This window comes from Acidovorax sp. HMWF018, assembly GCF_003061035.1.
Taxonomy (GTDB): Bacteria; Pseudomonadota; Gammaproteobacteria; order Burkholderiales; family Burkholderiaceae_C; genus Acidovorax; species Acidovorax delafieldii.
This window is the reverse complement of sequence record NZ_QAIM01000657.1, coordinates 1-11,496: the sequence shown is the minus strand read 5'-3', so window position 1 is coordinate 11,496 and position 11,496 is coordinate 1. Positions and strand designations below refer to the sequence as shown.

Below are 11,496 nucleotides of genomic sequence, written 5' to 3'. Positions count from 1 at the left end.
CCATGCCGGAGGTGCCACATGCTGCTGATGCTGTCGCAATGGCTGCAGGGCCTGTCGCCCGAGTTCGGCTTCTTTCGGGTGTTCCAGTACCTCACGTTCCGTGCGGTGATGGCCGCCATGACGGCGCTGCTCATCGGGCTGGTGGCCGGCCCCAAGGTGATTCGCATCCTCACCTCGCTCAAGATCGGCCAGCCCATCCGCGGCTATGCGATGCAGTCGCACCTGTCCAAGAGCGGCACGCCCACCATGGGCGGTGTGTTGATCCTGTTGTCGATCGCCATTTCCACCCTGCTGTGGTTTGACCTGTCCAACCGCTTTGTGTGGATTGTGCTCATCGTCACGCTGGGCTTTGGCGCCATCGGCTGGGTGGACGACTGGCGCAAGGTGGTCAACAAGGACCCCGAAGGCATGCGTTCGCGCGAGAAGTACTTCTGGCAGTCGGTGATCGGCCTCATGGCCGCGCTGTACCTAGTGTTCAGCATTTCTGAAAGCTCCAACGCCAAGGTGTGGGAGCTGTTCGTGGGCTGGGTGCAGTCGGGCTTTTCGCTCGACCTGCCGCCCAAGGCGGGGCTGCAGTTGCCCTTCTTCAAGGAAGTGAGTTACCCGCTGGGCGTGCTCGGTTTCGTGATCCTCACCTATCTCGTCATCGTGGGCTCCAGCAATGCGGTGAACCTGACCGACGGCCTGGACGGCCTGGCCATCATGCCCGTGGTGATGGTGGGCTCGGCGCTGGGCGTGTTTGCTTATGTCACCGGCAGCTCGGTGTATTCCAAGTACCTGTTCTTCCCGCACATTCCGGGTTCGGGCGAGTTGCTGATCTTCTGCGCTGCCATGGCGGGCGCGGGCCTGGCTTTCCTCTGGTTCAACGCGCACCCCGCCCAGGTTTTCATGGGCGACGTGGGGGCGCTGGCGCTGGGCGGAGCCCTGGGCACCATCGCCATCATCGTGCGCCAGGAGATCGTGCTGGCCATCATGGGCGGCATCTTTGTGGTCGAGGCCCTGTCGGTGATGCTGCAGGTCACCTGGTTCAAGTTCACCAAGAAGCGCTATGGCGAAGGCCGCCGCCTGCTCAAGATGGCGCCCCTGCACCACCACTTTGAAAAGAGCGGCTGGAAAGAAACGCAGGTGGTCGTGCGCTTCTGGATCATCACCATGCTGCTGTGCCTGATTGGCCTGTCCACGCTGAAACTGCGATGAACCCGAACGATCCTCTTGTCCCTGACCCCCTCGGCACGTCCGAGGCCATGCCCCCGTTGGCAGGGGCTGGGGTGGATGCTGCCGGTGCTCCAGAGGTCGACCCTGGCAGGCAGGATGCTGCGCCCGCGGTACCCGATGTGAATCCAGGGCAGGACAGTGCGGCATCGGGCAGCGAAGTGCCAGACGGCATGCCTCCCGCAGAGGTCACTGAGGCGGCCCCAGGTGCGCCGGCAGGAAAGAGCACCAGCACTGCCTGGAACCCCGAGGCCGTGCCTGCTGTCTCCGCCGCGAAGGCCGCAGCGGATTTTGTGGCGCAGATCTTTGCCGAGGTGGCGGCTCCTGAGTCGGGAGCCGCTGACAGTGCGGGCGCTGCAGACACCGCAGAGGCCGACGAGCCCATGACGCCGGACGTGCCTGCAGGCCCGGCGCGCGAGGGCGTTGCGAACCTGCTGCAAGATCAGCACATCCTGATTCTGGGCCTGGGCGCCTCGGGCATGGCGATGGCACGCTGGTGTGTGCGTTGTGGTGCGCGGGTCACCGTGGCCGACACGCGCGTTGCCCCGCCACAACTGCCTGCGCTGCAGCAGGAGCTGCCCCAGGTGCGTTTTGTGTCGGGCGCATTCGATGCCAGTCTGGTGCAGGGGCAGAGCCTGCACGCGGTCTATCGTTCGCCAGGGCTGAGCCCTGAAGCAGTTGCTCCTGTTTTGGAAGCGGCTCGTGCAAACAACATCAGCGCTGGCGGTGAGTTGAGCCTGTATGCCACGGCCCTGGCCGCGCTGCGTGCATCGCATGCATATGCCCCGGCCGTGCTCGCCATCACCGGCACCAACGGCAAGACCACCGTGACCTCGCTCACCGGTCAGCTGGTGGAACGCTCGGGCAAACGTGTGGCCGTGGCAGGCAACATCGGTCCGACCCTGCTCGACACGCTGGCAGAACACCTGGATTCCGACACCTTGCCCGATGTGTGGGTGCTGGAGCTGTCGAGTTTTCAGCTCGATGGCGTGAATGGGGGTGAAGACGGCTTCGAACCCACAGCCGCCACGGTGCTCAACATCACGCAGGACCACCTGGACTGGCACGGCAGCATCGAGGCCTACGCTGCGGCCAAGGCACGCATCTTTGGCCAGACGGGCTTGATGATCCTGAACCGCGAAGACCCTGCGGTGATGGGCATGCTGCCACCGCCCGTCAAGGTCAAACTGCAAAAGCCGCAGGTGCGCGCGCACATCACTTTTGGTGGCGACATGCCCCGGCGTCCGGGCGACTTCGGCATTGAGGTGGTCAGCGGCATGCCCTGGCTGGTGCGTGCCATGGATGCAGACGAAACCCGCAAGCGTGGTCGCAACGAGGTCGAAGAGGACCTGCATATCCAGCGGCTCATGCCAGCGGATGCGCTGCGCATCCGGGGGCGCCACAACGCCACCAATGCCTTGGCGGCGCTGGCGCTGGCCACGGCAGCGGGCTGCCCGCTGGCGCCCATGCTGTACGGCCTGCGCGAGTACCGGGGTGAGCCGCACCGTGTGGAGCCCGTGGCCATCATCCATGGCGTCGAGTATTTTGACGACAGCAAGGGCACCAACGTAGGCGCCACGGCGGCAGCGCTGGTGGGGTTGGGCACGGAGCGGCGTCTGGTGGTCATTCTGGGCGGAGAAGGCAAGGGGCAGGACTTTGCGCCCCTGGCAGCCCCCGTCGCGCGCTATGCACGTGCGGTGGTGCTGATTGGCCGCGACGCACCGCTGATCCGCGCTGCGCTCCAGGACGCTGGCGTGCCGTTGCTCGATGCGGACACCTTGCCTGAGGCCGTTGCACTGGCCGCGCAGCGCGCCCATTCTGGCGATGCGGTGCTGATGTCGCCCGCCTGCGCCAGTTTCGACATGTTCAAGGACTACGAGCACCGCGCCCAGGTCTTTTGCGAGACCGTGCGCGCGATGGCCGACGATGCGGGCCAGTCGGCCGAGGGCATGCAATGACGGCACCCGCCAGCACCCTGTTGCAACGCGTGACCGGCTGGTTCGGTGGCCTGCCTGGCAAGGCGGCCGACGTGTTGCCCGTGCGCGTGGGCGGCACCGAGTACCGGCAGTCGTCCAGCACGCCCGCGAGCGTGCTGGGCTTTGACCAGGCCTTGCTCTGGGTGGTGGTGGCACTGCTGGCGTGGGGGTTGGTGATGGTGTATTCGGCGTCGATTGCCATGCCGGACAACCCGCGCTTTGCCAACTATGCGTCCACCCATTTCCTGACCCGTCACATGATGTACCTGGTGGTAGGGTTTGTGGCGGCGCTGCTGGCGTTCCAGGTGCCCATGGCGCTGTGGGAGCGGGTGGCGCCCTGGTTGTTCATCGTGGCCTTGCTCATGCTGGTGGCGGTCCTGATCCCCGGCGTGGGCAAGGTGGTCAATGGCGCGCGCCGCTGGCTGTCCATCGGTCCGGTGGGTTTCCAGCCCTCCGAGGTGGCCAAGTTTGCGGTGCTGATCTATGCCGCCGACTACATGGTGCGCAAGATGGAGGTGAAGGAGCGCTTCTTCCGCGCCGTGCTGCCCATGGGCGCTGCGGTGGCCATCGTCGGCGTGCTGCTGCTGGCCGAGCCCGACATGGGCGCCTTCATGGTGGTGGCCGTGATTGCCATGGGCATCCTGTTCCTGGGCGGTGTGAATGCCCGCATGTTCTTCCTGATCGCAGGGGTGCTGGTGGGTGCCTTTGCGCTGATGATCGCCAGTTCGCCCTGGCGCCGCGAGCGCGTGTTTGCGTACCTGGATCCCTTCAGCGAACAGCATGCACTCGGCAAGGGCTACCAGCTGTCGCACTCGTTGATCGCCATCGGGCGCGGCGAGGTGTTTGGTGTAGGGCTGGGGGGCAGCGTGGAGAAGCTGCACTGGCTGCCCGAGGCGCACACCGACTTCCTGATGGCCGTGATCGGCGAAGAGTTTGGCCTGGTGGGCGTGGTCGCGCTCATCGTGCTGTTCCTGTGGATGACCCGCCGCATCATGCACATCGGCCGCCAGGCCATTGCGCTGGACCGCGTGTTCGCGGGGTTGGTGGCGCAGGGCGTGGCGATCTGGATCGGTTTTCAGGCCTTCATCAACATGGGCGTGAACCTGGGCGCGCTGCCGACCAAGGGGCTCACGCTGCCGCTGATGAGTTTTGGCGGGTCGGCGATTCTGATGAATCTGGTGGCGCTGGCGGTGGTGCTACGGGTCGATTACGAAAACAAACTTCTCATGCGCGGAGGCCGCGTATGAAAAGTTTGTTTCACCAAAACAAGCTGTGCATTGCGCAAGCAATGCCAGGCACGCAGTGCCTCATGCGCGGAGGCCGCGTATGAGCAAGCAAAAGACCGCACTCATCATGGCCGGTGGCACCGGTGGCCACATCTTCCCCGGCCTGGCCGTGGCCGAAGAGTTGCGCACGCGTGGCTGGCGCGTGCACTGGCTGGGCGCGCCCGGCAGCATGGAGTCACGCATCGTGCCGCAGCACGGCTTTGCGCTGGAACTCATCGATTTCTCGGGCGTGCGCGGCAAGGGGCTCGTCACGCTGGCCCTGCTGCCGCTGCGCCTGTTGCGTGCGTTCTGGCAGGCGCTGCAGGTCGTGCGCCGTGTGAAGCCCGATGTGGTGGTGGGCCTGGGCGGCTACATCACCTTTCCGGGCGGGATGATGGGCGTGCTCGCGGGCAAGCCCCTGGTGCTGCACGAGCAGAACTCCGTGGCGGGCATGGCGAACAAGGTGCTGGCCGGTGTGGCCGACCGGGTGTTCACCGCCTTCCCCAACGTGTTCAAAAAGGGCCAGTGGGTGGGCAACCCGCTGCGCACCGCCTTCACGCAGCAGCCCGGCCCGGCCGAACGGTTTGCGGGCCGCAGCGGCCCGCTGCGCCTGCTGGTGGTGGGTGGCAGCCTGGGCGCGCGTGCGCTCAACGAGATCGTGCCCCAGGCCATTGCGCTGATGCCTGCCGACCAGCGCCCCACCGTAGTCCACCAAAGCGGTGTGGCGCAGATCGATGCGCTGCGCGCCAACTACGCCGCCGCAGGTGTCGAGGCAGAGCTGACGCCTTTCATCGACGACACCGCCAGCGCGTTCGCAGCGGCCGACATCATCGTCTGCCGCGCGGGTGCGAGCACCGTCACCGAGATCGCGGCCGTGGGCGCCGCGTCCATCTTCGTGCCCTTCCCGTCGGCCGTGGATGACCACCAGACCACCAACGCGCAGTTCCTGGTGAATGCGGGCGGCGGCTGGCTGGTGCAACAGCGCGACCTGACGCCGCAAGGGTTGTCTGAAATGCTATTGAAATTGGAGCGGTCCACGCTTGTGGATGTAGCGCTCAAGGCCAAAAACATGCAAAAAATCAACGCCACCCGCGAAGTGGTGACTGCCTGCGAGGAGTTGGCATGAAACACGCGATTCGCCACATCCACTTCGTCGGCCTGGGCGGCGCCGGCATGAGCGGCATTGCAGAAGTCCTGTTCAACCTGGGCTACCGCATCTCGGGCTCGGACTTGGCCGACAGCGCCACGCTGCGCCGCCTGGCCGACCTGGGCATCAAGACCTGCCTCGGCCACGCGGCCGCGCACATCGATGGTGCCGACGCCGTGGTCACGTCCACAGCAGTCACATCGGACAACCCCGAAGTGCTGGCCGCACGCGAAAAGAAGATCCCCGTGGTGCCGCGCGCACTGATGCTGGCCGAGCTGATGCGCCTCAAGCAAGGCATTGCCATAGCCGGCACACACGGCAAGACCACCACCACCAGCCTTGTGACCAGCGTTCTGGCCGAGGCGGGGCTGGATCCCACCTTTGTGATCGGCGGCAAGCTCAACAGTGCGGGCGCCAATGCCAAACTGGGCAGCGGCGACTACATCGTGGTCGAGGCCGATGAGTCTGATGCGTCGTTCTTGAACCTGCTGCCCGTGATGGCCGTGGTGACCAACATTGACGCCGACCACATGGAGACCTACGGCCACGACTTCGGTCGGCTCAAGGGCGCGTTTGTCGATTTCCTGCACCGCATGCCGTTCTACGGCACGGCCATCCTGTGTGTGGACAGTCCCGCTGTGCGCGACATCCTGCAGAGCGTGACCTGCCCCATCACCAGCTACGGCTTCTCTGAAGACGCGCAGGTGCGCGCCATAAACGTGCGCGCCGAGGCGGGCCAGATGCGCTTCACCGTGCAGCGGCGCAACGGCGTCACGCTGCCCGACATGGAAATCGTGCTCAACCTCGCGGGCGAGCACAACGTGCTCAACGCGCTGTCGGCCATTGCCGTGGCGGTGGAGCTCAACATCCCCGACGACGCCGTGCAGCGCGCGCTGGCGGGCTTCAAGGGCGTGGGCCGGCGCTTCCAGCGCTATGGCGATCTGCCCGCGAAGGACGGCGGCACCTTCACCGTCATCGACGACTACGGCCACCACCCTGTGGAGATGGCTGCCACGCTGGCGGCCGCACGCGGTGCGTTCCCCGGGCGGCGCCTGGTGCTGGCCTTCCAGCCGCACCGCTACACCCGCACGCGCGATTGCTTTGAAGATTTCGTCAAGGTGATCGGCCATGCCGACGCGGTGCTGCTCACCGAGGTGTATGCCGCTGGCGAGGCGCCGGTCGTGGCCGCCGATGGACGCTCGCTGGCCCGTGCCCTGCGTGTGGCCGGCCGTGTGGAGCCGGTGTTTGTGGACAACGTGGTCGATCTGCCCCAGGCCATTGCCGACAACGCACGCGCGGGCGACGTGGTGATGTGCATGGGAGCCGGCTCCATTGGCGCAGTGCCCGGCAAGGTGGTTGAGATGCTACAGAATAATGAGCTGAAAGCGCATGAAGGGAGCGCACTATGACCCTTCCTGAATCGAATATCGATGTGAAGTCGCTGGGCAAGGTTGCCGTCCTGATGGGCGGGGACTCGGCCGAGCGCGAGGTGTCGCTGATGTCGGGCAGCGGCGTGCTGCAGGCGCTGCGCTCGCGTGGGGTGGATGCCCATGCGTTTGACCCCGCACAGAACGCGCTGGGTGATTTGAAGCGCGACGGCTATGCGCGCTGCTTCATCGCGCTGCACGGCCGACATGGCGAAGACGGCACGGTGCAGGGCGCGCTGGAGCTGCTGCGCATTCCGTACACCGGCCCCGGCGTGATGGCATCGGCCATCGCCATGGACAAGGTCATGACCAAGCGGGTGTGGCTGGCCGAGGGCCTGCCCACGCCCCGCTATGTGTGGCTGGCTCCGGACCGGCAGCAGCGCGAGGTGGTGCGCACCGTGCCCGACGAGCTGGGCCTGCCGCTCATCGTCAAGCCGCCGCGCGAAGGATCGTCCATCGGCGTGACCAAGGTGCGTGGCTATTCGGACATGCAGGAGGCCGTGCAGCTCTCTGCCCAGTACGACCCCGACGTGCTGTGCGAAGAGTTCATCGAGGGCGAAGAGGTGACCTGCCCCGTGCTGGGCCAGGGCGCCAGCGCGCGTGCGCTGCCGGTGATCCGCATCGTGGCGCCCGATGGCGCCTACGACTACCAGAACAAGTACTTCACCGACGACGTGAAGTACCAGTGCCCAAGCGGCCTGCCCGAGGCCGAAGAGCGCGAGATCCAGCGCATCGTGCTGGAGGCTTACCGCACCCTGGGCTGCCGGGGCTGGGGCCGTGCCGACCTGATGATCCGCGCGAGTGACCGCAAGCCCTTCCTGCTGGAGATGAACACATCCCCTGGCATGACGGGGCATTCGCTGGTGCCCATGTCGGCCCGCGCCTCGGGCATCAGCTACGAAGAGCTGTGTCTGCGCATCCTCGCCGATGCGGCCCTCGACACGCCCGCAAAACCAAAGGCCGCCTGATGACCCAGACGCTGCCCGCACCCCTGGACGTCAAGCTCATGAACCTGACCGCGTCGGTCCTGTTCGTGGGCTGCGCCCTGGCCGTGCTGGCGGCGGGGGTGGGGTGGGTGCTGCGCTACCCCGGCTTTGCCATCGCACGCATCGTGGTGCAGGGCGAGCTGGTGCACAACAACGCGGTGACCCTGCGGGCCAATGTGGCGCCACATCTGGTGGGCAACTTCTTCACCGTGGACCTGCGTGCCGCCCGCGAGGCCTTCGAGCAGGTGCCCTGGGTACGCCGCGCGCAAGTGCGTCGGGTGTACCCCGGCAGCTTGCGTGTGGAGTTGCAGGAGCATGACGCGGTGGCGTACTGGGGGCCGGACACCGGCTCAGCGCTGGTCAACAGCCAGGGCGAAGTCTTCGAGGCCAATGTGGGCGACGTGGAGCAGGAGGGCCTGCCGCGCCTGCAGGGGCCTACAGGCAGCTCGGCCGAGGTGCTGCAGATGTATGGGCTGCTGGAGCCAGTGTTCAAACCTCTGGGCCTGGACGTGGAAGAGCTGCAGCTGACCGGGCGAGGCGGCTGGCGCGCGACCCTCGACAGCGAGGCCGTGGTGGAGCTGGGAGGCGGTACGCCGCAGGAAGTGGTGCAGCGCACGCAGCGTTTTGTACGCACCCTGACCCAGGTGGCCGCGCAGTATGGCCGCCGCGTGGACGCGCTGGAGTCTGCGGACCTGCGCCACGCCGGGGGCTACGCCCTGCGCCTGCGGGGTGTGACCACAGTGACTGCAGACGCAACCGGCGCGACGGCCGTGCGCAAGAGGTAATGGCATGAGGCAAGACAGAGCAAAACGCAGCACTCTGCGGGCCCCGAGAGGGCGGTGCGAGGGGTTGGTGGGACAGCGGGACAGAACCGAGAAGGGCAGAGACTGATATGGCAAGAGAATACAAAGACGTCGTCGTGGGGCTGGACATTGGCACCGCCAAGGTCATGGCTGTGGTGGCCGAGGTTCTGCCCAATGGCGAGCTCAAGCTCGCAGGCTTGGGCGTGGCCCCAAGCAATGGTCTCAAGCGCGGCGTGGTGGTCAACATCGATGCCACCGTGCAGAGCATCCAGCAGGCGCTGAAAGAGGCCGAGCTGATGGCGGACTGCAAGATCCAGCGCGTCTACACCGGCATCACGGGCAGCCACATTCGCGGTCTCAACTCCAGCGGCATGGTGGCGGTGAAGGACAAGGAAGTCACGTCGGCCGACGTGGCCCGCGTGGTGGAGACGGCCAAGGCCATCAACATCAGCAGCGACCAGCGCCTGTTGCTGGTGGAGCCGCAGGAATTCGTGATCGACGGGCAGGATGTGAAGGAGCCCATCGGCATGAGCGGCATCCGCCTGGAGGCCAAGATCCACATCGTGACCGGCGCGCAGAGCGCGGCCGAGAACATCATCAAGTGTGTGCGCCGCTGCGGCCTGGAGGTCGAGCAGCTCATGCTCAATCCTCTGGCCAGCAGCCAGGCCGTGCTCACTGACGACGAGCGCGAGCTGGGCGTGGTGGTGGTGGATATCGGCGCGGGCACGACCGATGTCGCCATCTTCACTGGCGGCGCGATCCGCCACACCGCGGTGATTCCGATTGCGGGCGACCTCATCACCAGCGACATCGCCATGGCACTGCGCACCCCGACCAAGGACGCAGAGGACATCAAGGTGGAAAGCGGCTACGCCAAGCAACTGTTGGCTGACCCCGAGGCGCAAGTGGAAGTGCCCGGCCTGGGCGACCGCAGCCCGCGCATGCTGAGCAAGCAGGCGCTGGCCGGTGTGATCGAGCCGCGTGTGGAAGAAATCTTCTCGCTCGTGCAGCAGGTGGTGCGCGAGTCGGGCTACGAAGAAGTGCTGTCGTCGGGCATCGTGCTCACGGGCGGCAGCTCGGTCATGCCGGGAATGATCGAACTGGGCGAGGACATCTTCCTCAAGCCCGTGCGGCGCGGCATACCGAAGTATTCCAGCGCCCTGGCTGACATGGTGGCCCAGCCCCGTGCAGCCACCGTGATGGGGCTGCTGGAAGAAGCGCGCCTGGCACGTCTGCGCGGCTTCAAGGTGGCTCAGAAGAGTGGGTCCATGAAGACCGCATTCGGGCGCTTCAAAGATTTCATCGTGGGGAATTTCTGACCATGAAATACCCCCTGTGGCTAGCGCGTGGGAGCCCTCACCAGATACCGCGCGAGCGATGGCGATGTACAGGACCGCCACGCACTACAAGAAAAATGATCCCATCTCTCAATTGGCAATTGCATACGAATTTAGAACCAGGAGCTCCAAGATGACCATCGAAATGATCGAAGCCGAAGAATTCAACCAGGGCACCCAGATCAAGGTGATCGGTGTGGGCGGTGGCGGCAGCAATGCCGTCGAGCACATGATTGCCCGCAGCGTGCAGGGCGTGGAGTTTGTCAGCGCCAACACCGATGCACAGGCGCTCACGCGCAGTTCGGCGCACCGCGTCATCCAGCTGGGCAACAGCGGCTTGGGTGCTGGGGGCAAGCCCGAGAAAGCCCGCGATGCGGCTGAGGCGGCGGTTGCCGATATCCGTGAAGCCATCTCTGGCGCCCACATGCTGTTCATCACGGCGGGCATGGGCGGCGGCACGGGCACGGGCGCTGCGCCCGTGATCGCGCGCGTGGCCAAGGAGATGGGCATCCTGACGGTGGGCGTGGTCACCAAGCCTTTCGACTGGGAGGGCGGTCGCCGCATGAAGAATGCGGACGATGGCCTGGCCGAACTGGAAGCCAACGTGGACTCGCTGATTGTTGTGCTCAACGAGAAGCTGCTGGACGTGCTGGGCGACGACATCACCCAGGACGAGGCCTTTGCGCACGCCAATGACGTGCTCAAGAACGCTGTGGGCGGTATCGCTGAGATCATCAACGAATACGGCCAGGTGAACGTGGACTTTGAAGACGTGCGCACCGTGATGGGCGAGCCCGGCAAGGCCATGATGGGCACGGCCACGGCCAGCGGCCCAGACCGCGCACGCATCGCAGCCGAGCAGGCCATCGCCTGCCCGCTGCTCGAAGGCATCGACCTGTCGGGCGCCAAGGGTGTGCTGGTGCTGGTCACGGCCAGCAAGGGCAGCCTCAAGCTGTCCGAGTCACGCCAGGCCATGAACACCATCAACGCCTACGCATCGACCGACGCGCACGTGATCTTTGGTGCTGCCTATGACGAAAGCCTGGGTGACGAGATCCGCGTGACCGTGGTGGCCACGGGTCTGTCGCGTGCCAATGCGCGCCGTCAGCCCATCTCGGTGGTGCAGGGTGGCCTGCGCACGGGTACGGACAACATGGCCTACCAGATGCCTGTCGCCGGTGTGGGTACGCTGGGTGGTACCGTGGGCGTGCAAGGCGGCCACACGGGCAGCGCGCAGGCCGACTATGGCAGCATGTCGGTACCCAGCGTGTGGCGTACCAACCGCACGCAGGCCGCAGCCCGCGTGGATGCCCTGTCGTCCGGCGGTATGGATGACCTGGAAA

At 65.8% G+C, this 11,496-nt stretch carries 9 protein-coding genes; all 9 read left to right on the top strand.

What is annotated here, in order from left to right; genetic code table 11:
• Window positions 1–18 precede the first annotated feature (18 nt).
• Window positions 19–1,197 carry a phospho-N-acetylmuramoyl-pentapeptide-transferase gene (mraY, locus tag DBR23_RS27665; protein ID WP_015012552.1) on the top strand — a complete coding sequence of 393 codons (1,179 nt, stop codon included), beginning with the start codon at window positions 19–21 and terminating at the stop codon, window positions 1,195–1,197.
• 47 nt (window positions 1,198–1,244) lie between these two features.
• On the top strand, window positions 1,245–3,170 hold the full coding sequence (gene murD / locus DBR23_RS27660; protein ID WP_369882180.1) for a UDP-N-acetylmuramoyl-L-alanine--D-glutamate ligase: 1,926 nt from the start codon (window positions 1,245–1,247) through the stop codon (window positions 3,168–3,170).
• Window positions 3,167–4,435: a putative lipid II flippase FtsW gene (gene ftsW, locus DBR23_RS27655; protein ID WP_056059212.1), complete on the top strand. Its 1,269-nt coding sequence runs from the start codon at window positions 3,167–3,169 to the stop codon at window positions 4,433–4,435. Before murD ends, ftsW begins: the two co-directional genes overlap by 4 nt.
• A gap of 79 nt (window positions 4,436–4,514) precedes the next feature.
• Window positions 4,515–5,579, top strand: coding sequence for an undecaprenyldiphospho-muramoylpentapeptide beta-N-acetylglucosaminyltransferase (gene murG, locus DBR23_RS27650; RefSeq protein ID WP_108500188.1), 1,065 nt, complete (start codon window positions 4,515–4,517; stop codon window positions 5,577–5,579).
• Complete coding sequence (gene murC / locus DBR23_RS27645; protein WP_108500187.1) at window positions 5,576–7,009, top strand: UDP-N-acetylmuramate--L-alanine ligase; 1,434 nt, start codon at window positions 5,576–5,578, stop codon at window positions 7,007–7,009. Before murG ends, murC begins: the two co-directional genes overlap by 4 nt.
• Window positions 7,006–7,995: a D-alanine--D-alanine ligase gene (locus tag DBR23_RS27640; RefSeq protein WP_056646738.1), complete on the top strand. Its 990-nt coding sequence runs from the start codon at window positions 7,006–7,008 to the stop codon at window positions 7,993–7,995. The genes murC and DBR23_RS27640 overlap by 4 nt, the downstream gene beginning before the upstream one ends.
• Window positions 7,995–8,798: a cell division protein FtsQ/DivIB gene (locus DBR23_RS27635; protein ID WP_099731221.1), complete on the top strand. Its 804-nt coding sequence runs from the start codon at window positions 7,995–7,997 to the stop codon at window positions 8,796–8,798. Before DBR23_RS27640 ends, DBR23_RS27635 begins: the two co-directional genes overlap by 1 nt.
• 107 nt (window positions 8,799–8,905) lie before the next feature.
• Entirely contained in the window at window positions 8,906–10,135 is a 1,230-nt protein-coding gene (gene ftsA, locus DBR23_RS27630; protein WP_015012559.1) for a cell division protein FtsA, read from the top strand.
• 151 nt (window positions 10,136–10,286) lie between these two features.
• The coding region (gene ftsZ, locus DBR23_RS27625) for a cell division protein FtsZ (protein WP_108500186.1) at window positions 10,287–11,496 on the top strand (1,210 nt) is incomplete at its 3' end.

Bases quoted from the DNA above. Each gene is read 5' to 3' on its own strand.
- mraY (WP_015012552.1), top strand. From the start codon at position 19: ATGCTGCTGATGCTGTCGCAATGGCTGCAGGGCCTGTCGCCCGAGTTC.
- murD (WP_369882180.1), top strand. From the start codon at position 1,245: ATGCCCCCGTTGGCAGGGGCTGGGGTGGATGCTGCCGGTGCTCCAGAG.
- ftsW (WP_056059212.1), top strand. From the start codon at position 3,167: ATGACGGCACCCGCCAGCACCCTGTTGCAACGCGTGACCGGCTGGTTC.
- murG (WP_108500188.1), top strand. From the start codon at position 4,515: ATGAGCAAGCAAAAGACCGCACTCATCATGGCCGGTGGCACCGGTGGC.
- murC (WP_108500187.1), top strand. From the start codon at position 5,576: ATGAAACACGCGATTCGCCACATCCACTTCGTCGGCCTGGGCGGCGCC.
- DBR23_RS27640 (WP_056646738.1), top strand. From the start codon at position 7,006: ATGACCCTTCCTGAATCGAATATCGATGTGAAGTCGCTGGGCAAGGTT.
- DBR23_RS27635 (WP_099731221.1), top strand. From the start codon at position 7,995: ATGACCCAGACGCTGCCCGCACCCCTGGACGTCAAGCTCATGAACCTG.
- ftsA (WP_015012559.1), top strand. From the start codon at position 8,906: ATGGCAAGAGAATACAAAGACGTCGTCGTGGGGCTGGACATTGGCACC.